This is a genomic window from Paraburkholderia strydomiana (assembly GCF_031456815.1).
Taxonomy (GTDB): Bacteria; Pseudomonadota; Gammaproteobacteria; order Burkholderiales; family Burkholderiaceae; genus Paraburkholderia; species Paraburkholderia caledonica.
The window spans coordinates 44,273-70,341 of the sequence record NZ_JAVDVL010000001.1 but is presented as its reverse complement, the minus strand read 5'-3'; the positions used below and the strand labels follow the sequence as shown (position 1 = coordinate 70,341).

At 62.7% G+C, this 26,069-nt stretch carries 22 protein-coding genes; 6 read left to right on the top strand and 16 right to left on the bottom strand.

Annotated elements, in window-relative coordinates:
* Positions 1-42: 42 nt before the first annotated feature.
* Positions 43-945 (top strand): LysR family transcriptional regulator, encoded by a 903-nt coding sequence (locus J2W46_RS00295; protein WP_310350334.1) that lies wholly within the window; start codon positions 43-45, stop codon positions 943-945.
* Between the two features lie 253 nt (positions 946-1,198).
* On the opposite strand, the gene J2W46_RS00290 is transcribed toward J2W46_RS00295, so the two are convergent.
* The 15 genes from J2W46_RS00290 to J2W46_RS00220 all read right to left on the bottom strand — a co-directional run bounded on the left by J2W46_RS00290 (position 1,199) and on the right by J2W46_RS00220 (position 18,647).
* Positions 1,199-1,717 (bottom strand): DinB family protein, encoded by a 519-nt coding sequence (locus J2W46_RS00290; protein ID WP_310350333.1) that lies wholly within the window; start codon positions 1,715-1,717, stop codon positions 1,199-1,201.
* A gap of 176 nt (positions 1,718-1,893) precedes the next feature.
* Positions 1,894-3,438 (bottom strand): methyl-accepting chemotaxis protein, encoded by a 1,545-nt coding sequence (locus J2W46_RS00285; protein ID WP_310350330.1) that lies wholly within the window; start codon positions 3,436-3,438, stop codon positions 1,894-1,896.
* 135 nt (positions 3,439-3,573) lie between these two features.
* Positions 3,574-4,611, bottom strand: a complete 1,038-nt coding sequence (locus tag J2W46_RS00280) for an XdhC family protein (RefSeq protein WP_310350329.1) — start codon at positions 4,609-4,611, stop codon at positions 3,574-3,576.
* Positions 4,612-4,694: 83 nt separating this feature from the next.
* Positions 4,695-6,053: an MFS transporter gene (locus J2W46_RS00275; protein WP_020067712.1), complete on the bottom strand. Its 1,359-nt coding sequence runs from the start codon at positions 6,051-6,053 to the stop codon at positions 4,695-4,697.
* 58 nt (positions 6,054-6,111) lie between these two features.
* The gene (locus J2W46_RS00270) at positions 6,112-7,770 is read right to left on the bottom strand and encodes a UbiD family decarboxylase (RefSeq protein ID WP_310350326.1); all 1,659 of its coding nucleotides are present in this window, start codon (positions 7,768-7,770) and stop codon (positions 6,112-6,114) included.
* Positions 7,771-7,898: 128 nt separating this feature from the next.
* Positions 7,899-9,371, bottom strand: coding sequence for an NAD-dependent succinate-semialdehyde dehydrogenase (locus J2W46_RS00265; RefSeq protein ID WP_310350323.1), 1,473 nt, complete (start codon positions 9,369-9,371; stop codon positions 7,899-7,901).
* 79 nt (positions 9,372-9,450) lie between these two features.
* Positions 9,451-10,044 carry a UbiX family flavin prenyltransferase gene (locus J2W46_RS00260; RefSeq protein WP_288825654.1) on the bottom strand — a complete coding sequence of 198 codons (594 nt, stop codon included), beginning with the start codon at positions 10,042-10,044 and terminating at the stop codon, positions 9,451-9,453.
* Positions 10,031-11,698 carry a UbiD family decarboxylase gene (locus tag J2W46_RS00255; RefSeq protein ID WP_204521406.1) on the bottom strand — a complete coding sequence of 556 codons (1,668 nt, stop codon included), beginning with the start codon at positions 11,696-11,698 and terminating at the stop codon, positions 10,031-10,033. The genes J2W46_RS00260 and J2W46_RS00255 overlap by 14 nt, the downstream gene beginning before the upstream one ends.
* Positions 11,699-11,802: 104 nt before the next feature.
* Positions 11,803-12,531, bottom strand: coding sequence for an enoyl-CoA hydratase/isomerase family protein (locus tag J2W46_RS00250; RefSeq protein ID WP_310350319.1), 729 nt, complete (start codon positions 12,529-12,531; stop codon positions 11,803-11,805).
* A gap of 73 nt (positions 12,532-12,604) precedes the next feature.
* A complete protein-coding gene (locus J2W46_RS00245; protein ID WP_310350316.1) occupies positions 12,605-14,971 on the bottom strand; it encodes a xanthine dehydrogenase family protein molybdopterin-binding subunit in 2,367 nt (788 codons plus the stop codon).
* A 4-nt stretch (positions 14,972-14,975) separates the two neighbouring features.
* Positions 14,976-15,497: a (2Fe-2S)-binding protein gene (locus J2W46_RS00240; protein WP_020067705.1), complete on the bottom strand. Its 522-nt coding sequence runs from the start codon at positions 15,495-15,497 to the stop codon at positions 14,976-14,978.
* Positions 15,498-15,516: 19 nt separating this feature from the next.
* Positions 15,517-16,398 (bottom strand): FAD binding domain-containing protein, encoded by an 882-nt coding sequence (locus J2W46_RS00235; protein WP_310350314.1) that lies wholly within the window; start codon positions 16,396-16,398, stop codon positions 15,517-15,519.
* A gap of 30 nt (positions 16,399-16,428) precedes the next feature.
* Positions 16,429-17,166: an SRPBCC family protein gene (locus tag J2W46_RS00230; RefSeq protein ID WP_310350311.1), complete on the bottom strand. Its 738-nt coding sequence runs from the start codon at positions 17,164-17,166 to the stop codon at positions 16,429-16,431.
* A 112-nt stretch (positions 17,167-17,278) separates the two neighbouring features.
* Positions 17,279-18,073: an alpha/beta fold hydrolase gene (locus J2W46_RS00225; protein WP_310350308.1), complete on the bottom strand. Its 795-nt coding sequence runs from the start codon at positions 18,071-18,073 to the stop codon at positions 17,279-17,281.
* A 169-nt stretch (positions 18,074-18,242) separates the two neighbouring features.
* The gene (locus J2W46_RS00220) at positions 18,243-18,647 is read right to left on the bottom strand and encodes a carboxymuconolactone decarboxylase family protein (RefSeq protein WP_020067701.1); all 405 of its coding nucleotides are present in this window, start codon (positions 18,645-18,647) and stop codon (positions 18,243-18,245) included.
* 134 nt (positions 18,648-18,781) lie between these two features.
* Between J2W46_RS00220 and J2W46_RS00215 the strand changes: the two genes are divergently transcribed.
* From J2W46_RS00215 to J2W46_RS00195, 5 genes are all read left to right on the top strand, one after another.
* Complete coding sequence (locus tag J2W46_RS00215) at positions 18,782-19,468, top strand: GntR family transcriptional regulator (RefSeq protein WP_087750366.1); 687 nt, start codon at positions 18,782-18,784, stop codon at positions 19,466-19,468.
* 238 nt (positions 19,469-19,706) lie between these two features.
* Positions 19,707-21,005 carry an MFS transporter gene (locus tag J2W46_RS00210; RefSeq protein ID WP_310350305.1) on the top strand — a complete coding sequence of 433 codons (1,299 nt, stop codon included), beginning with the start codon at positions 19,707-19,709 and terminating at the stop codon, positions 21,003-21,005.
* A 63-nt stretch (positions 21,006-21,068) separates the two neighbouring features.
* Positions 21,069-22,478, top strand: coding sequence for a uracil-xanthine permease family protein (locus tag J2W46_RS00205; RefSeq protein WP_310350302.1), 1,410 nt, complete (start codon positions 21,069-21,071; stop codon positions 22,476-22,478).
* Positions 22,479-22,683: 205 nt separating this feature from the next.
* Positions 22,684-23,727, top strand: coding sequence for a porin (locus tag J2W46_RS00200; protein WP_310350299.1), 1,044 nt, complete (start codon positions 22,684-22,686; stop codon positions 23,725-23,727).
* Between the two features lie 121 nt (positions 23,728-23,848).
* Positions 23,849-24,946: a porin gene (locus J2W46_RS00195; protein WP_051120960.1), complete on the top strand. Its 1,098-nt coding sequence runs from the start codon at positions 23,849-23,851 to the stop codon at positions 24,944-24,946.
* A 101-nt stretch (positions 24,947-25,047) separates the two neighbouring features.
* Here the strand turns inward: J2W46_RS00195 and J2W46_RS00190 are convergent, their stop codons facing one another.
* Positions 25,048-26,064, bottom strand: a complete 1,017-nt coding sequence (locus J2W46_RS00190) for an alpha/beta fold hydrolase (RefSeq protein ID WP_310350296.1) — start codon at positions 26,062-26,064, stop codon at positions 25,048-25,050.
* Between the last annotated feature and the right edge of the window lie 5 nt (positions 26,065-26,069).

The window sequence follows — 26,069 nt, the reverse complement described above, 5'->3', positions numbered from 1 at the left end:
CTAGGTGGCAAAATCGGGATGCCCTTATGCGCTGGAGCATTAATGAACGAAGACTTCAACGATCTCGCCGGTTTCATTACCGTTGCCCGGGAGCGCAATTTCACTCGCGCGGCGGCGCAACTGGGTGTTTCGCAGTCGGCGCTGAGCCGGACTGTGGCGGGCCTCGAGCGACGCATTGGTCTGCAACTCCTGACGCGAACGACCCGCAGCGTTTCGCTGACTGAGGCGGGGGAGCGGCTACTGTCTGCGATCAGGCCACGCTTCGACGAGATCGAGGCTGAAGTTGCTTCGTTACGAGGGATGACAGATCGGCCGAGCGGCACCGTTCGAATTACCACTACGGACTACGCCGCCAACACCTTTGTCTGGCCGCGATTGCAGCCTTTGCTTCGTCGATATCCCGAGCTCAAGATCGATCTGGTGAATGACTACGGGCTAGCTGACATCGTTGCCGATCGCTTCGACATTGGCGTGAGGTTGGGCGATCAGATAGAGAAAGACATGGTCGCAGTGCGTATCGCGCCTGACATGACGATGTGCATCGTGGGTTCACCGAAATACCTGCAGTCGAGGCCGCACGCAAAAAGGCCGCAAGATCTCACTCTTCATAGCTGCATTAATCTGCGGTTACCGACGCGGGACTCGTTACTGCCCTGGGAGTTGTCGAAAGGCCGGCGCCAGTTGCAGGTGCGCGTCGAAGGACAACTTACGTTTAACAACGTGTATCAAATGGTCGATGCAGCCCTTGCCGGATTTGGCCTTGCATACGTGCCGAAGGATCTGGTCGAGCAATACGTCCGCGCTGGGAAGCTTGCATGGGTGCTTGAAGATTGGTGTCCGACCTTCGTCGGACATCACGCCTACTATTCGACCGGAAGAAAATCTTCGCGGGCGGTCCAGCTTGTAGTCGACGCGCTAAAGGCCGGTTATCAAAGCGAGCGGTGAACGTTGTCAGTACATCGCTACGTGTGAAGAGTTCAATGGGCGAGCGCAAGCCCGGGCCGAAAGGATCAAACGGAGATTGTGTTTGCACGGCGGCGAACGCTCGATAACAAGCGTATTGACTGTAACGCGCCGCTACCAGGATCCTATCGATCAAAATCCGGCCGCCGCAACCACACGCGAAACCGCTGCCCGGTAAAGGAGCGCTCAGCCGTGCGGCGGAACAGCGGGGAGGGCAAGAATCGACAAAAGCTGATCACGCCTTGAAACCAGACTCCGGGTGGCGCGCGAGAAAGACCGGCAGGTCGGTGGTTGGAGGTTTCGCGGGTACGTCGAAGAACATTTCGCACACCCAGCCGCGGTGATACGAAGCGTGGTTCACGAGATGCATGAACATGGCGCCGCGCGACATGACGGAACGCTCGCCCGAGATGAACGCGAACGAAAGCTCTTCGTCTAGCGAGGCGTCGGTTTGGGCATCGGCCCAGCTTTGGAACCATGCGTTGAGTTGCTGTTGCGCGACGCGCAAGCTTTCCAAATCGGCGTGCAAAATCACGTTGCGCGAGGTGAAGCCGTGTTCCTTGCGTTCGAGATGCGCCTTCCAGATCAGATCGACCACGTAGTTGTGGTTGAGCGTACCGATCATTGTCTTGAACAGCGTCTGCCGGATCTTGACGACTTCATCTGGCGGCAATGCGGCGGTGGCGTCGAACAGTACGGTGTCGGCCCAGGTTTTATAACGGGAAAGAATGCGAGCGGTTTGGGTATTGAGCATGCCGGGTTCCTCAATGATTCGTTTGCCTCGTTCAACACATCCAGTGGCGCGCGACAGGCGCCGCATCGACATCTCTCCGTCGCCTGAATACGCTGTATACAATATACACCGGGACGTAGTAGGCCGCATTTAGCGGCCACAACAGTCGCGCTCACCGTACCGCATGCGAACACGGACTAACTCAACCGGAAGACCTCCACTGCGTCGCGCAACAGCCTCGCCTGATCGTCGAGCGAGGTGGCCGCGGCCGCTGCCTGTTCGACCAGAGCGGCGTTCTGCTGCGAGACCTCGTCCATCTGCGATACGGCGAGGCTCACCTGTTCGATACCATCTCGCTGCTCGTCGGACGCGCTCGCGATCTCCCGCATGATTGTGGTGACACGCGTGATCGAGTCGCTGATCTCGTGCATCGTTTCGCCGGCGACGCTGACGAGCTGCGAGCCTGACGCTACACGTTCGACCGATTCATCGATCAAGGTCTTGATTTCCTTGGCGGCCGCGCCGGCGCGTTGCGCGAGCGAACGCACTTCCGACGCGACCACGGCGAAGCCCCGTCCCTGGTCGCCGGCGCGGGCAGCTTCAACGGCTGCGTTGAGCGCGAGGATGTTGGTCTGAAATGCGATGCCTTCGATCACGCCGGTGATGTCGGCGATCTTTTGCGAGCTGCGGTGGATTTCCGTCATCGTTGCCACGACATTGCCGACGACCTGCGAACCGCGCGTCGTGACGCTATGCGCCGACTCGGTCAGCAATTGCGCGGTGCGCGCGTTGTCCGCATTCTGCCGGACTGCCGCGGTCAATTGCTCCATGCTGGCCGCCGTCTCCTGCAGCGAGGCCGCCTGTTCCTCGGTGCGCTGGGAGAGGTCGTTGTTGCCGGCGGCAATCTGCCGCGTGGTGCTGGCAATGGATTCCGAGCCGCGCGTCACTTGCCGCACAACCTTATCGAGACCGCCCTGCATCTGTTGGAGTCCGTCGACGAGCTGGCCCATTTCATCGCTCGTGCGTGCGCGAAGCGACCCAGTCAGATCGCCTTGCGCAATGCGCTGCAGTGCCGCAAGCAGGCTGGAGAGGGGCATCACGATCGCGCGACGCAATCCGTAAGCGCAGGCCGCGCAAATGGCGAGTCCTAGTGCGATCAGCACCGCGCCCACGACGCGCAGCCTTGCATTGAAACGCTCGGCCGAAGCAAACGCCTGCTTGCCATACGCGCTTTTCCAGCGATCGAGCGCCTCGCTGCTATTCGAGAGCACGGTCGAGAGCGGCGAGATCGCCTTCGATGCGATGCGGTCCGCCGTGTCGCGATCGCCTTTCTTGAGTGCATCGGCGAGCGGTACGATGCCACGCTGAACGAGTGCAGTGCGCGCGTCATCCACGCGATCTGCAAGCGCCTGCTCCTCTGGCGGAAGCCCTAGTGAACGGTAGGCGTGCCACGCGCGGTCGGAGTCCGACAGGTGGCCGAGCGCTTTCGCGACGGCCTCCGGCACGTTGGCGCCCTCGGGATGTATCAGCGCGCGATTCAGCACCGCGCGCGCGATCTCCAGCTTCAGATTGGCCCTGCCCACGGCAATCGATGCGGCCAGCTGGTTGGAGTAAGCGTAGTCGAGCGCGTCGTTCGAACGTTGTATCGCGAGCAGCCCGAGCATACCCACCGTGACGATGACCACGCCCAGCACGGCCATCACGGCCGAGAGCCGGCCGGAGATAGAAAGACGACGAAACATTTTTTGTCCCCGATTAACATCTGGTCTGAATCAGTTTGGGTCTCTGCCCGACCCGCTTTGCTGTTCCCATTCGCGAGGCGGTGTGTGATCTGCATCGCGCCGTAATGGCCGCGCATGTGTTGCTAACGTCCCGAATCAGTGATGCGCGGTAATGGCGCAGTTCGTCTGCTCATTCACCGCAACGTCCAGCCTCGTTTTCGCATCTTCAATCCGGAACTCGCCCGGTAAGGCGACACCGTTCCTGACCGCTGTGACCTCGGCCAGAATCGATACCGCGATTTCCGGTGGCGTACGGCTGCCTATGTAAATGCCGATGGGCCCGCGCAGGCGGCTGAGTTCATCGTCGGTGAGATCGAAATGCGTTTCGAGTCGTTCGCGCCGCGCGGCATTGTTGCGGCGCGAACCCAGCGCGCCGACATAGAACGCCGGCGTTCTGACCGCTTCCATCAACGCGAGATCGTCGAGCTTCGGGTCGTGCGTGAGCGCGATCACGGCGCAGCGCTCGTCGAGTTTCATGTCGAGAACAGTGTCGTCAGGCATCGTGCGCACGAGCGTCGTGCCCGGCAGATGCCACACGTCGGTATATTCCTCGCGCGGATCGCACACGGTGACCTGATAGTCGAGTCCAAGCGCGATCTGGCAGAGATACTTCGAGAGCTGGCCTGCGCCGATCACGAGCATCCGGTAACGCGGGCCATGAACGGTCAGCAACATGCGGCCGTTGAAATCCATGCCGTCGGCTGAGTGAGCCGGCAGGAGTTTCACCGCGCCGTTTTTCATATCGAGCGAACGTGCGACGAGCTGGCCTGCCATCACGCGCCGGCACAGTTCGTCGATACAGCTTGCGCGCGTCAGCGGCTCGAGCACGAGCTCGATCGTGCCGCCACACGGCAAGCCGAAGCGGTGCGCTTCGTCGGCGGAGATGCCGTATCTGAGAACTTCCGGGCGTGTCTGCTCGATGCCCTGGCGGCGCACGCGGTCGATCAGATCGTCCTCGATGCAGCCGCCCGAAACCGAACCTGCCACCGAGCCGTCATCCAGAATGGCGAGCATCGCGCCTTCAGGCCGCGGCGACGAACCCCACGTCCTCACAACGGTCACGAGCAGCACGCGCCGGCCGCTTTCGATCCAGCGCGCGCTCGCCTTCAATACTTCGAGATTGACGCTATCCATGAACACACCGTGTAGTTGCCCGGCCTGAGCCGGGGTTCGGCGAAGTCGCGTTAATGTCGCTTTAGTGCCGCTTCAATGCCGCTTCAATGCCGCGATAGCGCCGAGCGCAACGACATCTCGCGCGCAGCCTCGGGCGTGATGGTCCGGTTGAGCATGAAGCAGGCGACACCCGCCGCGAGCAGCGGCAATGCACCGAGCAGAAAGATCGTGCCGATCGGCGTGCCGACGGCGATCAGCAAACCCGCCAGCAGAGGGCCGATGATCGCGCCGATCCGCGCCACGGCGAACGAGGCGCCGGTGGCGGTCGATCGGATGAAGGTCGGATAGATCATGCTGGAAATCGCATTGAGGCCGATGTTGCCGCCCAGCACCAGCAGACCTGAGATCAGCGCCATCGCCATGGTGAGACTCGCGCCCGTGCCGACCGCTACGCCGAGTGCCGCTACCGGAATGGCGCCGAGGATCATCGTTAGCGTCATGACCGATACACCCTTACGGTCGATCAACCAGCCGAAGAACCAGCTGAAGCCGGCGCCGAGCTGGAACAGCGCCTGGCTGCGCGCTGCGTTGGCGTAGCCGATCTCGTCGGTCAGGAGCGTCGTCATCCATTGCGAGAGGAAGAAGTGCGTGACGAACGAAAGACCGAGCCCGAGCCACAGGAAGGCGGTCATCGCAGAACGGCCCTCGGTAAAGAGGTGCCTCACCGGCACACCCGTGCGGATCTGCTCCGGAATCGAGAAGCGTGTGTCGTCGGCGAAATGCGCGCTCGGCTTGAGCTTGCGCGCGTAGTGGAGAATGCGTTCGCTGCCAGGCTTGCGCAGCGTCAGGTAGCGGATCGATTCAGGCAGGCCGATGAGCAGGATGATGCCCGCCACTACCGCGCCTGCGCCGCCCACGTAGAAGACCGAGCGCCAGCCATACGCCGGGATGATCTCCGCAGCGAGCAGGCCGCCGCCGGACGAGCCGGCGGTATAGCCGAGATAGAGCAGGGTGATGATGAGCCCGCGCTTGCCTGAGCGCGCGTAGTCGGTGATCAGCGAGACCGCCATCGGCATGCCGCCGCCGATGCCGAGCGCTGCGCAAAAGCGCAGGACCGACAGTTCGACCAGGTTGTGCGCGAACGGCACGGCGAACGTGAAGACGCCGAACAGCGAGGTGGCGAGCAGTATCGCGCGGCGCCGGCCGATCCGGTCGGCCAGCATGGCGAACACCACCGAACCCGCCATCCACCCGACGATGCTGATGTTGAACACGGGCGTCATCAGCGCCCGGTTGATGCCCCATTCCTTGATGATGCCGGGGGCGGCGTAATTCAAAGCCTGATTGTCGAAGCCGTCCGCGAGCATGACGAGCGCGCACAGAATGAAAAGGCTCACAGTGAACCAGCTTCGCTCCTGCGTCTCGATGACGTGGGCTATATCGACGGTATTGTTTTGAGTCATGGCTGTCTCCGGATGCCTCTGCTCCACGGGTTGTTCAGTGCGGCGTGCAAGCGTGCGCTTATTCGCCGTGGCCACCCGAGGCCTCCCGTACCGGAGTTTCCGGCTTCACGCCGCCGCGCCGGTTGGCCCACGTACGTTCACCCGTTTCGCGCCAGCCGCCCGAGGTCGCCGCTTCTGCGTACTCGTCCCAACGCTTGTCCCAGTCGCCGAGGTGATAGCCATGCCATGGCGGCTGCGGCGTCAGGCTCGGCAGATTCAGCTCTTCCCAGATCTTGCGTGCCGCGCTCATGTATTGCTCCTTCGGCAACGCGAGCGGCGGCATCGGATGCTTGAGCGTCGCGTCGATCAGCAGCGTGCTTTCGAGCGGCGCGCGGCCGGACTTGGGACCGTGACCGCTCGCCCGGTAAGGCGTCACGTGCAGGTCGTGTGTGAAGTCGGAGCGATAGGCGAGGGACCAGAAGATCGCATCGGCGTTTTCCGGGTCGATGTCTTCGGAAACGGCGATCACGAGCTTGCCGCACTGCGCCTGCAGCGTCGCGGCGCCTTGCAGACCGCGCCAGACTTCCGCCTGCTGCGTACCGCGCGCGAACTGCAGGAAGATCACCTTGCGCAGGTTCGTGAGCGGCTCGTGCATCACCACGCGCTTGATGCCGCGCACGCCCATCACCTTGCTCAAATGTTCGAGGTACAAAGGCTCGTAGGCAACCTTCTTCAGCACGGAGCTTTCGCTCGGTGTCACCTGACTGATGATGGAGACGAAGACAGGCTTCTTCTTCATCGTGATCGCGGTGACGTGCATCGACATGTTGTAGTCTTCGAGCGCGATGTGGCCGTGGCTTTCGCCGAACGGACCTTCGGGCTCCAGCGCGTCGGTGTCGATCAGACCTTCGATCACGATTTCGGCGTCGGCGGGAACGACGAGATCGATGGTCTTGCAACGCACCACCTCGACAGGAGCGCGCATCAAACCGCCGGCGACGGCCATCTCGTCCTGATCGATCTGCAGTTTTTGCGGACCGGTGAACAGCACGGCGGGCGCGCAGCCCAGCACGATCGCGCACGGCATTTTCTCACCCATCGCACGATATTTTTCCCAGTGCAGATAACCGCCCGCACCCGACAGACGGCTCGCCATGCGCACGCCCAGCCGGTCTTCCGATTTCAGCGCGGCGCGGTAAGTGCCCATGTTCTGCACGCCGCTCTCCGGATCTCTGGTCACGCAAAGCGTAGCGGTGAGATAGGGCGCGGCGTCGAAGCCGGGCGTGGAGACGGGCACCGGCAGACGCGACAGGCCTTTTTCCTTCAGCGCATCGCCGCTGATCACGACTTCATGACACGGCGCCTCGTTCACCATGACGGGCGGAACCGGCTCGGCAATCGCTTCGGTCCATGCCTTGCCGATCTGCTCGACCGGAAGACCGAGGCCGGTGGCGTAAATTTCCGGCGAGGCGGCGAGTCCGCCGACCAGAACCGGGATGTCGTATGTGTGTCCTTCGCCGTCCACGACGTTGGTGAAGAGGAAAGCGCGACGCTGATCTTCGTGCAGGCCGCCCTGGAACTGCCAGCGCGCGAGCGGGTGCAACTCGGTGTCCTTGTTGATCGGCCGGTCGATGCGCGTCAGGAGGCCTTTGGCTTCCAGCCGGGCGATATGGTCCTGCAAGTCGCGCGGCGCGCCGCCGGTTGCCGTTTGCGAGTGGTCTTGGGGCAAGGGTGACATTCCGTTTCCTAATATGAGACCCAGCAGATGGGGAAATCCGTAGGATTGTATGATTGCATGTGAATAAGACGACTGTCAACGCGACGCTGCGCCTGGAGCCCGGTCGCGGGCTCGCGACGCGGCGTCGCTCAAAGACCGCCCATGCACAGATATTTGATCTCGAGGTAGTCCTCGATGCCGTACTTCGAGCCTTCGCGGCCGAGGCCGGACTGCTTGACGCCGCCGAACGGCGCGACCTCGTTCGAGATCAGGCCGGTATTGATGCCGACCATGCCGTACTCGAGCGCCTCGGCCACGCGCCAGATCCGGCCGATGTCGCGGCTGTAGAAGTAGGCGGCGAGTCCGAACTCGGTGGCATTCGCCGCGGCGATGGCCTCTCTTTCGTTCGTGAAGCGCAAGAGCGGGGCGACGGGGCCGAACGTCTCCTCGGTCGCAAAACGCATCCGTGCGGTCACGTCGCCCACCACGGTCGGTTCGAAGAACAGCTTGCCCGCCGCATGGCGTTTGCCGCCTGTCAGCACGCGCGCGCCGTGCGCGACGGCGTCGGCGATATGCGCCTCGACTTTTTCCACCGCCGCTTCGTTGATGAGCGGCCCTTGCGTCACACCCGTCTCGAATCCGTTGCCGACCTTGATGCGGCCGACCGCCGCCGCGAATTTTTCTGCGAACGCGTCGTACACGCCGTCCTGCACGTAGAGGCGGTTCGTGCAAACGCAGGTCTGCCCCGCGTTGCGGTACTTCGAAGCGAGCGCGCCTTCGACGGCGGCGTCGAGATCCGCGTCGTCGAATACGATGAAGGGCGCGTTGCCGCCGAGTTCGAGCGAGAGCTTCTTCACGGTGGGCGCGCACTGGCTCATCAGCATGCGGCCCACTGGCGTGGAACCGGTGAACGAGAGCTTGCGCACGATCGGATTGCTCGTCATCTCGGCGCCGATCGAACGAGGGTCGCCGACCACCACGCTGAACACGCCGGCCGGCACGCCCGCGCGATGCGCGAGTTCGGCGAGCGCGAGCGCCGACAGCGGCGTGGCTTCCGCGGGCTTCAGGATCATCGCGCAGCCGGCGGCAAGGGCGGGCGCCACTTTGCGCGTGATCATCGCGGCGGGGAAATTCCACGGTGTGATCGCGGCGCATACGCCGATCGGTTCTTTGGTCACCAGCATCCGTTTGTCGGCGGCGGGCGAGGCGAGTACGTCGCCGTCCACGCGCTTGGCCTGTTCCGCGAACCACTCGATGAACGACGCTGCATAACCGATCTCGCCTTTCGCTTCCGCAAGCGGCTTGCCCTGTTCGGCCGACATGATGATCGCGAGGTCGTCCGCGTTCGCGATCATCAGCGCGTGCCAGCGCTTGAGGATCGTCGATCGCTGTGCGGCGGTGAGCTTGCGCCAGCCGCGCTGCGCATGTTCACCGGCTTCGATCGCTCGACGCGTTTCGGCGCCGGTCATGAGCGGCACGTCGGCGATCTTCTCGCCGGTTGCGGGATCGTCGACGGCAAACGTGCGTGCATCGTCGGCGCCGCACCATTGCCCGTCGATGTAAGCGAGCGTGCGCAGCAGGCTCGGGTCTGCGAGCCGGGAAAGAGGATTGGATTCAGTCATGGTCATCGCGAAGAAAGCCCGCCGGCACGCGTCGCGCGACGGGTCTGGAAGTAGGGAAAAGGCGCGGGCGGTGCGCCCGTTACGACTCGTGTTGCTGCTCTTTCCAGCGTTTGATCACGCCCGTCTCGATGTCGAACAGATCGAGCATGCGGCCGACCGTGTGATCGACGATATCGGCGATCGTCTGCGGCTTCGAATAGAACGCCGGAACGACCGGCGCGATGATCGCGCCCATGTCCGAGAGCTGCACGAGCGTGCGCAGATGGCCGCCGTGCAGCGGCGTTTCGCGCACGCCGAGCACGAGGCGCCGGCGTTCCTTCAACACGACGTCGGCCGCGCGGCTGATCAGAGAACTCGTAATGCCGGTGGCGATCTCGCTCATCGAGCGCACCGAGCAAGGCGCGACCAGCATGCCTTTCGTTTTGAACGAACCCGATGAAATAGCCGCGCCGATGTCGCCGGGCGAGTACCAGTGCGACGCTCGCGCGCGAAGGTCGGCGGCGCGGATGTCGGTCTCATAAGTCATCGTGAGTTCGGCGGCCTTGCTGATCACGAGATGCGTCTCGATGCCCGCCTCGGCGAGCAGTTCGAGCGCGCGGATGCCGTAGACCACGCCGGACGCGCCGGTGATGCCGACGATGATGCGCTCCGGAGCGCTGTTATTCGTGCCCACGATTGCCCTCGACACCGCGCACGGGCGAATTCGGCTCGACGCCGCTCTGGCGGCGCGCGTGATACGACGCGTCGCGCTGCATCCACTCGCCGCGTGTTGCCTGCTCCGCGTTGCGGTCCCACTCCGCAGTCCAGTCGCCGAGCGAGTAGCCGTACCACGGCGACTCCGGCTTGAGCTTCGGCAGACCGAGGCGCTCCCACAGCGCCTTCGCGTTTTCCATGTATTCCTTCTTCGGCAGCGCGAGCGGCGGCATCGGCGTCTTCATCGTCGCGTCGATCAGCATCGCCGAATCGAGGCCCGTATCGTGGTCCGAGCGCGGACCATGGCCGTGCTCGCGGTACGAAATCAGCTTCACGTCCTCGACCGGATTGCAGCGATAGCCCATCGCCCAGAACACGGCGTCGGCGTTGTTCGGATCGATATCGTCATCGATCGCGATGACGAACTTGCCGATGGCGGCCTGCAGCGACATCGTGCCGTACAGCGCGCGCCAGATTTCGGTCTTCTTCGAACCGCGCTCGAACTGCAGGAACACGAAGCGGCGCAGATTGGTGAGCGGCTCGTGCAGCGACACTTTCTTGATGCCGCGAATGCCCAGGTGATCGCGCAGATGGCGCAAGAACATCGGCTCATACGCAAGACGCTTGATGACACTCGATTCGGACGGCGTGACCTGCGAGATGATCGACGTCAGCACTGCGTCCTTGCGGCGCGTGATCGCCGTGACTTCGATGGAGAGGTTGTAGTCTTCGAGCGCGACGTAACCGTGGCTCTCGCCGAACGGGCCTTCCGGTTCCAGATATTGCGGATCGACATAGCCTTCGACGACCACTTCCGCTTCGGCCGGCACCAGCAGATCGACCGTGCGGCCTTTGACGACGCGGATCGGCGCGCCGGCGAGACCGCCCGCGACGCTCAGTTCGTCGGTGTTCGGGCGCAGCTTCTGCGGACCCTGGAACGCCACGACGGGCGGCGCGCCGAGCACGATGGCGACCGGCATCTTCTCGCCTTTCGCGGCGTACTTGCGCCAATGATCGAGACCGCCCGCGCGCAGGTTCACGAGCATCATCATGCCAAGGCGCGTGGCGGATTTCAGATGGCCGCGATACGTGCCCATGTTCTGCACGCCGGTGTCCGGGTCGCGCGAGATCACGCCCGTCATCGTCATGTACGGGGCGGCGTCGAAGCCCGGCGTCGAGATCGGCAGCGGCAGCGATTCCAGGCCGTTGCCCGGACCTTCGAGATCCTTGCCTTCGATCACGATGTCGTGCACGGGGCCGCTTTCCACTACGACTGGCGGCACCGGATTGTCGATCGCGCGATTCCACGCGTCGCCGATGTCGTCGAGCGACGGCACGTTCATGCCGATCCGGTAGATTTCCGGATTCGCCGCGATGCCGCCGACGATGACCGGAATGTCGTACTTGCGGCCCTTGCTGTCGACGATATTCGTGAAGAGGAACGCCTTACGCTCCGCTTCGGGAATGCCGCCGCGGAACTGCCAGCGCACGAGCGGATGCATTTCAGTGTCTTTGTTGACCGGCTCGTCGATGCGGTACAGCAAACCTGCTGCTTCGAGACGCGCGATGTGGTCGTGCAAGTCCGCGTAACCGGCATTCGCGGAAGTGTTGGAAGTAGTGTCTTGATCTGCCATGGCTGGGTGTCCCGTAAAGCGCCGCATTGCGCGGCGCCCTTATTGCCTGAAGTGTTGCCCGGTGCGCGAAGCGCGCCAGTATTGCGGCGAGTAAAGAAGGCGTATTAGCGGCGCATCGACGTCATCGCGTTGGCGAGCGACGCACCCGCCATTTCGCTCGCGAGCGAGAAGTCGGGAATCGTGATCTCGCGGAAGTACGCCTTCAGCGTGGCAATTGCGATCCGGTCGCGCGTGCAGATCGAGGCGACCATTGCGTCCGCACGCTCGGCGAGCTTCGCGGCTGCGACGACCTCTGCGACGATGCCCCACTCGCGTGCGTTCGCGGCGTCGATCGTCTCGGTCAGATAGACCATGTGCGCAGACGCTTTCGGCGGCACCTTGTAACGCAGCACGGACAGCACGAGCGTCGGCGGCAGATTCTTCTGCAGCTCCGGCAGGCTGAAGCGCGCGCTATCGGCAGCAACGGCGAGGTCGCACGCGGTGACGAGTGCGCAGCCGAAACCCTCCGCGTCGCCTTGTACCTCGGCGAGAACCGGCACTTCGCTCTCGTGCATCGCGCGGTAGACGTCGAGAATCGGATCGGCCACGTTACGGCGGAACTGCGCGGCCGTCGGCGGCGTGGCCGGCGGGGCGCCGACCGCACGGCCGCGGCAGAACGCAGGACCGGACGCGCGAATGCGGATGATCTTGACGTTGTTGTCGCGGCCCGCCTTGCGGATTTCCGCGGCGAGCGCGCGCATGGCTTCGAGCGTGAGCATGTTGCCGTGCTCGGGCTGGCCGAGAGTGATCCGGTATTCGGATTCGTGGAGCGCTGCGGTGAATTCGGTCGTCATGGAGTAAAAGTCCAAACAATGAAAACAGGGAAGGGCGCCCGCGCTCCGCGCATGGGAGCGGGGCCTGCGCAGGTCAGCGCGCGTAGGCGCCGGCCTCCTTGAGCTTCTGGAACACGCGCTGCGGAACGAGCGGTGCTTCGGTGAATTCGACGCCGTATTCGGACAGCGCGTCCTCAATTGCAGCGACGATTGCTGCCGCCGCCGGGATCGTGCCGCCTTCGCCCGCACCCTTCACGCCGAGCGGATTCAGCGGCGAGGGCGTTTCGAGGTGCACGATGTCGATGTTCGGCACGTCGGTTGCCATCGGCAGCAGGTATTCGCCGAAGTTCGTCGTGGTGGGCTGCGCGTTCTCGTCGTATTGCATCCACTCGAGCGTCGCGTTGCCGATGCCGTGCGCAACCGAGCCGATCACCTGGCCGTCGACGATCATCGGGTTGATGAGCTTGCCGGAGTCGTGCGCCATCACGTAGTTGAGGATCGTGATGTGGCCCGTCTCGCGATCCACTTCGAGTTCGACGACAGCGGTGCCGTTGCAATACGTCGACTGCGCGGGCGAAAAGTATTTGGTCTCTTCGAGACCGGCGGTGAGGCCCTCGGGCATCGTGAAGCCGGGCATGCCCTGCGAGATTTTCGCGAGTTGCCCGTAGCTCATGCGCTGCTCGATGCCGGCGCGCCGCGCAACGTGACCTTCGACCAGCAACAGTTCTTCGGGCTTGCACTTCCACAGGTGAGCGGCGAGCGTGAGCATCTTTTCGCCCACGGCCTGCGCGGCGATGTAGACGGAGTTGCCCGCATTCACCGTCACGCGGCTCGCGAACGTGCCGACGCCCATCGAGATGCCGCCCGTGTCGCCCGTGATGACGTCGATCGTTTCGAGCGGCACGTTCAGCTGTTCCGCGCAGATCTGCGCGAAGGTCGTCTTGTGGCCCTGGCCTTGCGGCGATGCGCCCGTGATCACGGCGATGCGGCCGTTCGCCTGCACGCGCACCGTCGCGCCTTCGAACGGACCCATGCCTGTGCCTTCGACGAAGCTCGCCATGCCGATGCCGATGAAGCGTCCTTCGCGGCGCGCCTCGGCCTTGCGTTGCGCAAAGCTCGAGTACTTCGCGCGCTCGAGCGCCGCTTTCTGGCAGGCCGGATAGTCGCCGCTGTCGTAACGCAGCGGGCTGCCGTCGCGATAGATGAAGCCCGCGTCGTACGGCATCTGCTCGGGCTGGATCAGGTTGCGCCAGCGCAACTCGGCGCGGTCCATGCCGAGTGCGCGCGCGGCCTTGTCGAGTATCCGCTCCATCGCGAACACCGCCTGTGGACGGCCCGCGCCGCGCACCGGCGAGGTCGCGCATTTGTTCGTGTAGACGACGTCGAGCTTCGCGCCCATCGCCGGAATCACGTAAGGGCCGGGCGTGGTCGTGATCGAGATGTACGGCGTGATGATGCCCCACGGCAGGAACGCGCCGTTGTCGTGCACCATCTCCAGTTTCACGCCTCGAATCTTGCCGTCGTTTTCGAGGGCGATTTTCACGGTCCACCACTGGTCGCGTTCCTGCGTGACCGCGAGGAAGTGTTCGCGCCGGTCTTCGATCCATTTGACGGGGCGCTTGAGCGCAACCGCCGCAATCGCGACGAGCGCTTCTTCCGGATAGAACGGCAGCTTCGGACCGAAGCCGCCGCCGACGTCGTTCATCAGCACGCGCAGCTTTTCCGCGTCCCATTCGAGCAGTTCGACGAGATTCTTTTTCTCGTGGTGCGGCGCCTGGCCCGACGACCAGACAGTCAACTCGCCGTTGGCAGCGTGAAATTCGGCGAGATAACCGCGGGTTTCCATCGGATGCGCGGAGCCGCGGTTCTGCCAGTAGGTTTCCTCGACGACGTGCGGCGCGCCGTTGAAGGCCGCGTCGATGTCGCCAAAACCCATTTCGATATGCGCGACGACATTGTCTTTCGCGTCGGTGTGGCAAAGCGGCGACTCGGGGCGCAGGCCGTCGCGGCAATCGGCCACGGCGGGCAGCGTGTCGTATTCGACTTCGATCAGGCCGCACGCGTCTTCGGCGATATAGCGGTTGTCCGCGACCACGAAGGCCACCGCTTCGCCCGCGAACGTCACTTCCGTCGAGGCAAGCAATTCCTGCGTGCGCTCGAAACGGATTGCCGGATTCGGCAGCATCGAAGGCGCGCGGCCCCGTGCGCGGCCGCTCAGGTCCGCGTGTGTGTAGACGGCGTGCACACCCTTCAGTTCGCGAGCGGCCGTGCAGTCGATCGAGACGATTTTCGCGTGCGCATGCGGGCTGCGCAGCACGGCGGCTTGCAGCATGTTTGGCAGATGCACGTCGTCCACGTAGGAACCCTGACCTTGCAACAGCTTCTTGTCTTCGGTGCGCGTCACGCGCTTGCCGATGTAGCGCTGGTCGGTGGGCGCTCCCTTCAGATCGGAAATTTCCATCGTGTTACTCCGTAGCGTGTGCCGCAGGCGTCGTCGACGCTGCCGCACGCTGATCGCGGATGCGTTGGGCGGCAAGCAGCGCAGCGGCCACGATCGGCTGATAGCCCGTGCAGCGGCACAGATTGCCTGTGATCGCTTCGCGGATTTCCGATTCGCTCGGCGAATCCGTTTCGTTCAGCAATTCGGTGAGCGTCATCAGCATGCCGGGCGTGCAGAAGCCGCATTGCAGCGCGTGCGTTTCGGTGAAGGCTTTCTGCAGTTCGTTGAGCGTGCCGTCTGCGTGAGCAAGGCCTTCTACGGTAGTCAGCGAGCGGCCGTTGACCTGGGCGGCAAGCGTCAGACAGGCGCGCGCGGTGCGGCCTTCGATCAGCACCGTGCAGGCGCCGCATACGCCGTGCTCGCACCCGTAGTGCGTTCCGGTGAGTTCCAGGTCGTGACGCAGGAAGTCACCGAGCATGCGCCGCGATTCGACTTCGCGCTCATAAGCGGTGCCGTTGACGACGACTCTGACAGTACGAGTCTCCATGTCCATCTCCTTAGTCACTCTACGATTGTCTTGCGACACGCGAGAACGCACGTTTCAGCGCTCTTTCGGTCAGGACGCCTGCAAGATGCTGGCGGTAGTCGGTACTGACGTGCGCGTCGGTCATGACGTCGAGCGCGCTGGCGGCGTCGCTCGCCATGCGCAGCGCGGCGTCGTCCATCGGGCGGCCGCGCAGGGCGGTCTCCACGTCGTGCATGCGGACGGGGCCGGGCGCAACGCCGCAGATCGTGAGCGACACGCGGCCGAGGTTGCCTTGCGCGTCGGCGGTGCAGAGCGCCGCGACGCCGACGATCGCGTAATCGCCATGACGCCGCGCGAATTCTTCGAATGCATAGCCATGACCTTCGGGCCAGATGTCGAGCGAAATGCCTGCGAGCAGTTCGCCTTCTTCGAGCGCGGGGGTCATGTACATCACGGCCCAGTCGGACATCGGCAATTCGCGGTGCGTGACCGCGCCGTCTTCATAGCGTGCAATGGTCAACACGCCGTCGAGCGCGGCGGTGAAGCAGGGCTGTTCCGACGAAGGATCGAGCTGGCACAGACTGCCGCCGAGCGTGCCGCGATTGCGGATCTGCTTGTGGCTCACGAGCTGATACGCCTCCCGGATCAGCGGCGCGCGTTGAATGACGAGCGGCGACAATTCGATGTCGCGTTGCCGCGCCATCGCGCCGATATGGAGGCGATCGCCGCGCTGCTCGATGCGGGTCAGTGCTTCGACGCCGTTCAGGTCGATCAGATGACTCGTCATCAGATACCGGAAGTTCATCATCGGCATCAGCGACTGACCGCCCGCCAGCACTCGCGCGTCCTCGAGCGTGCCGAGCAGTTGCACGGCTTCGTCGAGCGTGGTCGGCGCGTGGTACAGAAATTCACTGGGTTTCATGCGTGCTCCGATAGTGCAGCGGTGGCGTCTTCAATGTTGCTGTTTAGCGCCGAAGAGCCGCGCGAAGAAATTCCGGACCGACTGCCACATGGCTTTGCGCATGAGCGCGCCTGCATCGAGCGGAACAACCGGCGCGGGTGCGGGCGGCGGGCGGCGCGTTTCGACGGCCGGGCGCGACGCATCCGTCGTGGCGGTCTGCGTTGCCTCGTTGATCCGATCAGTTTGATCGCCGGGAGCCGATGCGGCGCCGCCGGGCGTCGCGAGCGAAGCTTGCGTCGATGTGGCGGTTTCAGCGGCATACGCGGCGTCGGACTCGATCAGCGCGGTCAGATTCTTCGCGAACTGGTTCAGCAACTGCTGCGAGAGCGCTTCGATCATTCCAGCGCCGCGTCCATACTGCGCGACGGTGCCCGACAGATTCACGTCCGAGACGACGTCCACTTTGGTCTTGCCGCTGCCGGCGTCGGTCACGGCCGCGTTGATCTGCGCATCTGCGCCGCCGCGTCCCTTCGTGTCGGTGCCGCTTGCGGACACCACGACCTTGCGGTCTGCGTCGTTCTGTTCAGCGATCTTGAATTTGCCCGCGAATTTCAGCGTGAGCGGGCCGAGCTTCACTGTGAAGCCACCCTTGTAGCTGCCGTCGGGCTGCTGTTCCTTCAGTTCCGCGCCCGGAAAGCACGGGGCGGACCGTTCGATGTCGATCATGGTCTTCCAGACGTCGGACGGCGGTGCATCGACGGTGAAAGACGAACGGATTGTGATTGCCATACTGCCTCCTCGAGACGATCGGCCGTGGCGGCCGCCGCTCCATTTATTCGGTCACTGCTGGGCCGCGCGGCGTGCGAAGCGGTGTTCGCGTGCGCACGGCCAGCGTTTCATTTCATTGAGCAAGGCTCGACAGAAAATCGTCGAACACCGTTGCGAAGACTTCACGCATGTCGAATGCGCCGAAATGCGCGGCGCCCGGCACCACGACAAACCGGCCGTGCGGCAGCGCGTCTGCGATCTTCTGCGATACCGCCGGCGCAATGCTCGCGTCGGCCTCGCCCGCGACGACGAGCGCCGGCGCTTTCACGCGGGGCAGTTCGCCAAGGTTGTCCAACTGCGAGATGGCCTGCCAGTTCGCGCTCCAGCTGTACCAGTCGTCGGCGGCAAGACGTGCGCGGCATTTTTCGACGAGATCCGGGCGCGGGGTGTCGGCGGTGAACCAGCGTGCGATCGTGTCGTCCGTGACTTCGGACATCGAGCCCTGGCGGCTCATGTCGCCGCGCGCAAGGATGCGCGGACGCACTTCGTCGGGGAAGCCGCCCGCCGTGCCGCACAGAATCAGCGCGCCGGCGAGTTCGGGGAACTGGATCGCAACGCGCTGCGCAATCATGCCGCCCATCGAGACGCCGATCAGCGTGGCGCCGCTCAGGTGCTCCTTGCGCAGCACGGCGGCGACGTCGGCCGCATGATCGGCGAGCGTGACGGGCGACGTGATGACGCTCGACTCGCCGTGGCCGCGCAGGTCGATTGCGACGACGTCATAGGACGCCGCCCAATGCTCGACATATTCGTCCCACCAGCTCCGGTCGACGCCGATCGGATGAAGCAGGACCAGCGGCCGGCCCGTCCCGCGACGGGAGTAGGCGATGCGGCCTGCGGGGATTTCGCAGAAAGTTGACTGAGACATGACTTGTACAGGTAACGCGTCGGTGACAGGTGTTTCGCGCCCGGGCGCCGGATGGGCAGCTCGCGGCGCGCAACGCCTGGAACTCCCGGAACCGCCAGGCGGACGTGCCCGAGATGAATTGCGACGACGGATCGCATGTGCCGCGATCTTGACGGATCGCTTGCGGGATTCAGGCCGTTGCCGCGGCTTTTGCCTTCAGATCGAGCACGACCGCTTTTGCCCGGCGCAGCCCTTCGGCGGCAACAGGAATGCCTGCGTAGACGCCTGCCTGCAGGACAACTTCGGCAATTTCCTCTTCCGTCACACCGTTGTTGACCGCGCCGCGCGTATGAACTTCGAATTCGTGCCAGCGGCCGAGCGACGCCAGCATCGCGAGGTTCAGCATGCTGCGCGTGGCACGCGTGAGGCCGTCCCGGTTCCACACGTTGCCCCAGCATACGTCTTCCGTGTACTCGAGGAACACGGTGTCGAAAAGATGAGGATTCGCGTTGTTCTGCGTATGGTTCGCGCCCAGTACTTCCTTGCGGATCTTTGCGCCGATGGCACGACGTTCGGATAGCGTGATGTCTTCCATGAGTATCCTTCGAGTTTGTCCAGCGGTTGTAGGATTGTATAATGAGAGCGAGTATCGGAGCTTAGCCATCGAATGTCAATATGATTGTATTACGAAGTATGGCGGCTCCTATTTTTCTACGGCAAAGGGAAGGGATGAATACCAATAGACTGGTTGTGCGGCCGGTGGCCACGCTGCGGCAGCAGGTGATTGATGGTCTGCGTGCGTGTATTAGCGATCTGACGTTCAAACCCGGCGACCGGCTGATCGAGCGCGAGCTCTGCGAAATGCTCGGCGTCAGCCGCACGCTTGTTCGTGAGGCGCTGAGCCAGCTGGTCGCGGAAGGGCTCGTGCAGATCATTCCGCACAAAGGTCCGATCGTCGCCGTCATGACGGGCGACGAGGCGCGCGGTCTATATGAAGTGCGCGCCGTACTGGAGGCGCTTGCGGGCCGCCAGTTCACCGAGCGGGCAACCGAAGAACAGCGTACAGCGCTGAAGAATGCATTGAGCGAACTGGCGTCGATGCGCGACATGCAAGGTCAGGAAGGCACCATGCGCTTCCTGAAGCAGAAGGCGCAGTTCTACGACGTGATCCTCGAAGGCGCGGGCAATCCGGTGCTCACCGAGATGCTGCGTCTCGTCCATACCCGCGTGATGATGCTGCGTGCCACTACGCTTTCCCAGGAAGGCCGCCTCGTGCAGAGCTACGACGAGATCGCCGCGATTGTCGACGCGGTGATGCGCAACGATGCCGACGCCGCTGCGGCGGCGTGCAAACACCATGTCGAGCAGGCGGAAAGGCTGGCGGTTCAGGTTCTGGCCGTCGCAGCCAATGACTAGCAGCGGGCATCGCAACGGCGGCGTATGCCCGCCGCTTGCCTGACCTGATTCATCCCGCATAAGGCACGGCGCGCGAATTGCGAACGTGCCGTCCGCTTGGCTGTCATGCCGTAATACAATAATCTGTATTGCAATCTAATTGCATTACGATATACTGCGCGCATTGACGAAAGCGGGCCTATGACCCGTACCAATCACACCGCTCGCCCTCACGGCGGAAGATCAGGAGACGGGAACCATGGGCACATCGCAGGGCGCCAAGGCGGCGCCGGTGGCTTCGGTCGACGCGCCGGCATACAGACTGTCGCGTTACCAGTGGCTGGCGCTGATTTCAGCGTTCCTCGGCTGGATGTTCGATTCGATGGACCTGAATCTCTTCACGCTCGTGCTCGTGCCCAGCGTGAGCCAGTTGCTGCATAGCACCGACGCAACGGAAATCAGCAGGATCGGCAGCTACATCATTGCGGGCAAGCTGCTCACCTGGGGGATCGGCGGCGTGCTGTTCGGCGTAGCGGCGGACCGGTACGGCCGCTCGCGTGTCATGGGCCTCACCATCCTCATCTATGCGGCCTTCACGCTCTTGAGCGCATTCGCAAAAACGTGGCCGCAGCTTGCCGTCGCGCAGGCAATGGCCGGTTTCGGTATCGGCGGCGAATGGGCGGCAGGCGCCGCGCTCGTCGCCGAATCATGGCCGGGGCGGCAACGCAACCGCGCCATGCAGATCATGCAAATGGCGTTCGCGTTCGGTTTTCTCGCCGCGGCGCTCGACAACCTGCTGCTCGGCCGATTCGGCTGGCGCGTCGTGCTTGGTGTGGGCGCGGCGCCGGCACTCGTCACCATTCTCGTACGCCGCTTCGTGCCGGAGCCGCAGCGCTGGGTGCAAGTGCGGGAGAGCGTCGTCGCGGAATCGGCGATGCAGACCTTCACCGCCATTTTTGCGCCGGGACTTCGGCGCAAGACGATTATCGGCGTGATCGTGTCGTCGGCGGCCATGCTCGGCTGCTGGGGCGGTCTCACGTTCCTGCCGAGCTGGATTCATCAGCTTTCGGCTGCCGCTGCCGATCAGCGCAACATCGGCACCACGGTCAGCTACGCGTTCATCCTGATGATGTTCGGCGCGACGCTCGGTTATCTGACACTGATCTGGATGCTCGACGCCTTCGGCCGACGCATGTCGTATTTCATATTTTCATTAGGATCGCTGATCGTGTCGCTCGTGCTGTTCATGACGGTGCATGACGTCGGCGGCGTGCTCTGGCTCATGCCTGTGTACGGCTATTTCGTGATCGGCGCGTTCGGCACGTTCGCCGCCTATCTGCCCGAACTTTTCCCGACCCGTGTGCGCGCAACTGGCCAAGGCTTCTGCTGGAACATGGCGCGAGCGTTGACGAGCATCGGTCCGATCGCAGGCAACGCGGTAGTGAGCAAATTCGGTTCGTTTCCGGCGGCGTCGGCTGCAGTGTCGCTGCTCTTTATCGTCGGCATGGTGTCGATCTGGTTCGGTCCGGAAACGAAAGGCGTTCCGCTCGACAACTGAAGTTCGCCGACAGCAGGCGCGCGTCGCCAGACACGCTTTCCTTTTGGTTCAATGGAACAAACCTTGAATACACACATGCCGAAACCCGGCGCATCGACCCGAGACGCCACCGCGGACATTGCGCCGGCGGGTGTGTTCGACATCGGGATCAACGGGCGTTTGCCGCTGCCGCAACTGGCTGTGCTCGCGCTGCAGAACGTATTCGGCATGACCGGTATGTTCGTTTTTCCGGGAATTCTCGGGCGCGCCTTTCATCTGGCCGATGAGCAGATCGCCTACCTGTACGGAATGACGTTCATCGCATGCGGGATCATCACGATCCTGCAATCGGTGCTGCTGTTGCGTCTACCGATCGTGCAGGGCCCTTATGCAGGCAGTTTCGGCGCGCTCCTGACGGTGGGTCACTTGCAGTCGGGCGGGCTCGGCACGGCATTCGGATCGTTCTTCGCCGCTTCGCTGATCTGGTGCGTGCTCACGGTGCCGATCCGCGGACGCAGCGTTGCAGGCGTATTCGCGAAGCATCTGCGCCTGCCGATCATCTCCGGAATGATGGTGATGTTGATCGTCGTGCAGATCGCAAGCGTTGCCTTGCCGACGTGGATCGGCAGCACTAAAAGCCCTGGTTTCCCAGTCGTGAATCTGCTTTCGGGCACGGTGGCGGTGGCCGGCATTGTGTTCGCGATGCTGTGGGGCGGACACCGTATGCGTCGCGTAGCGATCCTGGTGGGCCTCGCGCTCGGCACGTTGGCTTATACGCTGTTCCAGCCCGTGTCGTTCACCGCGGTTGCTGCGGCGCCGTTCCTCGTTGAGCCGCGCATCTTTCCATTCGGCTTCGGCGTGCGGCCGGATCTCGTCGCCGTGTTTCTGCTCGTGCTGATTCCGGCCGGCATGGGATCGATGGCGCTCTATCAGGCGGTTGCCGAATGGGGCGATGAGACACTGAGCCCCGGCCGGATGTCAGAGGGGCTGTTCGGCGTCGCACTCGGCTCGGTGGTTGCGGCAGTCTGGGGCGGCTTCAGCACCATTGCGTATCCGGACAACATCGGCATTCTGCGCGCCACGAGGGTGGGCTCGCGTTTCGTTACACTCGCCGCCGGCTGCCTGCTGATCGTGCTGGGCGGTTGCGTGAAGTTCGACATGCTGCTGGTCGTCGTGCCGATTCCGGTGATCTCGGCTGCCGCGACGCTGCTGTTCGGCATCGTCTTCATGCACGGCGTGCATATTCTCGCGCAGGTGGAATGGGACGACCGGCGGCTGATCGTATCGGGGCTCGCATTTCTCATTGGCCTTGGTGGTCTCTTCATCTCGCCCGAAGTGATTCATGCAATGCCGCTGATGCTCCAGCTCGTCGTTCAGCAGCCTGTGATTTCGGGCGGTCTGACTCTCGTCATATTGCACTCGCTACTTTGCTCGAAACAGAAGGCGCCGAACACGCCTTCGGCTGCGCCGTCGCGCACACAGAATCAGACATAAGCAGGGCAGCAGGGCAGCAGGGCGGACATCCTTGCGCGTCGTTTTCCGGTGACGCGCATAGATATAAAAAGTAGAGACCACAGAATCTATATTTCGTAGTCCGAAAAAACCGTCGACGTCGTAAACGTGACTGGACATATCCTGGCATGTCCGTCGCGCGCCGGCTCGCATGCGCACGTCCAGGCTGGAGAAGCAGGAGACTTAGATGCGAATAAGACTGAAAGTAATGGCACTGATTATTGGCGCTGCGTTTTGTGCAGAAGCCGCTCACGCGCAATCTAGCGTGCAGCTTTATGGACTTCTCGATGCGTTTGTCGGCTACAAGAAGCCGATGAACGGTCGGGCGAGCATCATCGCCGGTAACGGCGGCATGACCGCGCCGTACTTTGGTCTGCGCGGCACGGAAGATCTGGGCGGCGGCACCAAGGTCGTGTTCGATCTCGAAGGCTACTTCAACATTCAGACCGGCGCGATGGGCCGCACCGGCTTTCCGCAGGACGGACTGTTCTCGCGTAACGCGTATGTTGGCTTGACCGGCCGTTACGGCACGGTGACGGCCGGCCTGATTCCGCCGTTGCTGTGGTTTTCGACGATCACTTTCAACCCGTTCTTCAACTCGTTCGTGTTTTCGCCGATCGTGCTGCAGAGCTACGTCGGCGTGAATGGACAGGGTGTATTCGGCAATGCGGGCGAATGGTGGAACTCGGTGTACTACGCGTCGCCGTCGTACAACGGACTCGTAGGACGCGCGATGTATTCATTCGGCAACGAAGCGGGCCATCCCGGCCAGAACAAGTGGAGTGGCCAGGTCTCGTACAACAACGGCGGTTTCGCGACCTCGGTCGTCTATCAGCAGATCAAGTACAGCCTCAACGCCGGCGATCTCGGCACGCTGATTCCGGGGCTAACCACGCAGTCCGTAGTGAACCTCGGCGTTTCGTACAGCATGAACTTCGTGAAGCTCTACGGACAATATCAGCACGTGTGGGATTCGATCTCGAACGGCGATGTCGGCATCGACACCGCACAGATTGGTTTCGCCATTCCCGTGGGCGTGGGCCGGATTCTCGGTTCGGATGCTTATTCAAAGAGTTCCGGTCACGCGTCCGTCTATCGCAACACGTGGGCGCTTTCGTACGACTACCCGCTGTCCAAACGCACCGACGTCTATGCCGCGGTGCTGTCCGACCGCGCGAGCAGGATGGCGACCTGCACCACAGTCGGCGGCGGTCTGCGCACGCAATTCTGATTGATGGCCCACTGCGCCGAGTGCGTGGATTTCTCGGGCAATCCGCCAAAGATGGCGGAGGGATGGGCAGCGCATGGCATGCCCTCTCGCCTCACAGATTAACGATTTCAATGGAGGAGATATGTTTGAAACTGGAGTAAGGGGGCGCGGCACGCGCAGGATCGGCATGCGACGCTCGCTGGCGGCAATGACACTGGTGGGACTGTCGAGCGGTGCAGCACACGCACAAAGTAGCGTTACGTTGTATGGCTCACTGGACGGCGGGCTGCGTAATCTCGTGAACGGCACCAAGGCAGGCGGTGCAGCGCTGTCTATGGCCTCGAACGGCGTCTATAAATCGAATCGCTGGGGATTTCTTGGGATCGAGGACCTGGGCGGCGGCTACTATGTACGCTTCAATCTCGAAGCGGGCTATATTCTGTCGACTGGCGCGAACAGCGCCTCTAACAACACGCTGTTTTCGCGCACGTCGACGGTTGGAATCGGTGGCCCGTTCGGTCAGGTAGACGTGGGTCATCAGTTCACACTGCAGCACCGCCTGATCAAAGACTTCGAGCCATTCGATCTGCGTTATCTGGGCATTACCGAAGCGGCGGCGATTTCGGGCGGCACGAGCGGCCGCGACGACAACGCGATCCACTATCACGGAGACTTCGGTCCGTGGACGCCTCGTGCGGTCTACGCGCCGGGCGGCATCGCGGGCAGTTTGTCTAGCGGCTCCATGATCGCGGGCGGCCTGAATTACCACACCAGGATGTTCAAGTTCGGCGCCGGCTATACGCATCGTTCGAATCCGCTTTCGACTACAGCGACCACGACCCCGTATTTCGCCAACAATCAATACACCGCTGGCGGTGCCGTGACGATCGGTCCGGTCGATCTGATGGCGGGTTATTCGCTCACTACACAGTCCGTTCCTTCGACGGTGCACGGCGAGACTCGCAACCAATACCTGTGGGGCGGTTTCCGCTATAAGGTGTCGTCGTTCTTCAACGTGACGGGCGCGTATTACGACAACAAGAACTCGACCGCCGGCGTGGACGGCAGGAAGGACGTTTCTATTCTCGGCGTCACCTATTCGCTGTCGAAAAGCACACAGTTCTATGCTGACGTCGACTACACGCATTTCACTGGCGGCTATGTCACCAACGCAACGCTCAACCCGTCCGGACATGCGAAGCAGACCGGCGTCTCATTCGGTATGAACCATAACTTCTAGTGCTTGTGAGTGGCTACGGAAGTAAGCCTCCCGGAGGGAAAGCGGATTCCGACTTCCGTTCTCCGGGAGGAGTACTTCAATCAATGCGCCTCGCACGGGCGTTACATAGCCAGAATTTCCCTGACTGCATCGTCGATGAACCTGACGTCGACGGGATTGGCCGCGGGGCCGCCCGCAAAATGACCCCACACTGATTCGATAGGCCGCAGTAGTGCATTGGGCATCTTCGAGACTTCATACTCACTGTCTTCCGGCGGAAAATATAGATCGGTGCGCCCGGGCATCACAATAGCTTTCGCGGTGATGCTGCCCAACGCCCGATCGAAATCACCTTGATAAAGCGAATTCGCGGAGATATCGGCGTATTGCCAGCTCCGCATCATTGACAGGATATTGTTCGCGTCTTTCTTCAGGAAATCGCCTTCCCAGAAGTGGGTAATGAAGTCCTCTAGCGAGCCATATCCCATGGCTTCCATGTCGAGCCGTTGCCGTAAAAACGCCTGCGAAAATCCCCACCCGGCAAATACACGTGCGGCAGCGCGCATTCCGCGCGTGGGCGGCGTATCGTAGAAGCCGTCGCGGAATTCGGGGTCCAGCAGCAACGGTGCCTTGAGCCCTTCGATAAATACGAAGTTGTGCCGCGAGCACCGTGCCGCTCCACAAAACGGCAGTATGCGTTCTACCATCTGCGGGTACATCGCCGCCCAGTGGAACGCCTGCATCGCGCCCATCGACCAGCCGGTAACGAGCCTGAGCGATTCAATGCCGAACTTCTCGGTCACGAGGCGATATTGCATCGCGACGTTGTCGTATTGCGTCACGAGCGGAAATCGTCCACGGTCATAAGGTGGAGGATTGTTGCTCGGCGAACTCGACACGCCGTTGCCAAACATATTGGGGACAATGATGAAGTACTCACGCGGGTCGAGCCCCATGTGCTCGCCTATCAACCATTCATTGTCCGCATGACTGCCGCTATAAAACGTCGGGTAGACAATCGCGTTGTTGCGTGCCGCATTCAGCCTGCCATAGGTCTTGTAGCTGAGCAGCATGTCGGGCAGCGTCGCGCCGGACTGCAGCACGACACGGCCAAGGTTGAAAGTTTCGAAGTCCGTCATGAGAG

What these genes read in the sequence shown, in the direction of transcription:
- J2W46_RS00295 (WP_310350334.1), top strand. Translation starts at nt 43, where the DNA reads ATGAACGAAGACTTCAACGATCTCGCCGGTTTCATTACCGTTGCCCGG.
- J2W46_RS00290 (WP_310350333.1), bottom strand. Translation starts at nt 1,717, where the DNA reads ATGCTCAATACCCAAACCGCTCGCATTCTTTCCCGTTATAAAACCTGG.
- J2W46_RS00285 (WP_310350330.1), bottom strand. Translation starts at nt 3,438, where the DNA reads ATGTTTCGTCGTCTTTCTATCTCCGGCCGGCTCTCGGCCGTGATGGCC.
- J2W46_RS00280 (WP_310350329.1), bottom strand. Translation starts at nt 4,611, where the DNA reads ATGGATAGCGTCAATCTCGAAGTATTGAAGGCGAGCGCGCGCTGGATC.
- J2W46_RS00275 (WP_020067712.1), bottom strand. Translation starts at nt 6,053, where the DNA reads ATGACTCAAAACAATACCGTCGATATAGCCCACGTCATCGAGACGCAG.
- J2W46_RS00270 (WP_310350326.1), bottom strand. Translation starts at nt 7,770, where the DNA reads ATGTCACCCTTGCCCCAAGACCACTCGCAAACGGCAACCGGCGGCGCG.
- J2W46_RS00265 (WP_310350323.1), bottom strand. Translation starts at nt 9,371, where the DNA reads ATGACTGAATCCAATCCTCTTTCCCGGCTCGCAGACCCGAGCCTGCTG.
- J2W46_RS00255 (WP_204521406.1), bottom strand. Translation starts at nt 11,698, where the DNA reads ATGGCAGATCAAGACACTACTTCCAACACTTCCGCGAATGCCGGTTAC.
- J2W46_RS00250 (WP_310350319.1), bottom strand. Translation starts at nt 12,531, where the DNA reads ATGACGACCGAATTCACCGCAGCGCTCCACGAATCCGAATACCGGATC.
- J2W46_RS00245 (WP_310350316.1), bottom strand. Translation starts at nt 14,971, where the DNA reads ATGGAAATTTCCGATCTGAAGGGAGCGCCCACCGACCAGCGCTACATC.
- J2W46_RS00240 (WP_020067705.1), bottom strand. Translation starts at nt 15,497, where the DNA reads ATGGAGACTCGTACTGTCAGAGTCGTCGTCAACGGCACCGCTTATGAG.
- J2W46_RS00235 (WP_310350314.1), bottom strand. Translation starts at nt 16,398, where the DNA reads ATGAAACCCAGTGAATTTCTGTACCACGCGCCGACCACGCTCGACGAA.
- J2W46_RS00230 (WP_310350311.1), bottom strand. Translation starts at nt 17,166, where the DNA reads ATGGCAATCACAATCCGTTCGTCTTTCACCGTCGATGCACCGCCGTCC.
- J2W46_RS00225 (WP_310350308.1), bottom strand. Translation starts at nt 18,073, where the DNA reads ATGTCTCAGTCAACTTTCTGCGAAATCCCCGCAGGCCGCATCGCCTAC.
- J2W46_RS00220 (WP_020067701.1), bottom strand. Translation starts at nt 18,647, where the DNA reads ATGGAAGACATCACGCTATCCGAACGTCGTGCCATCGGCGCAAAGATC.
- J2W46_RS00215 (WP_087750366.1), top strand. Translation starts at nt 18,782, where the DNA reads ATGAATACCAATAGACTGGTTGTGCGGCCGGTGGCCACGCTGCGGCAG.
- J2W46_RS00210 (WP_310350305.1), top strand. Translation starts at nt 19,707, where the DNA reads ATGGGCACATCGCAGGGCGCCAAGGCGGCGCCGGTGGCTTCGGTCGAC.
- J2W46_RS00200 (WP_310350299.1), top strand. Translation starts at nt 22,684, where the DNA reads ATGCGAATAAGACTGAAAGTAATGGCACTGATTATTGGCGCTGCGTTT.
- J2W46_RS00195 (WP_051120960.1), top strand. Translation starts at nt 23,849, where the DNA reads ATGTTTGAAACTGGAGTAAGGGGGCGCGGCACGCGCAGGATCGGCATG.
- J2W46_RS00190 (WP_310350296.1), bottom strand. Translation starts at nt 26,064, where the DNA reads ATGACGGACTTCGAAACTTTCAACCTTGGCCGTGTCGTGCTGCAGTCC.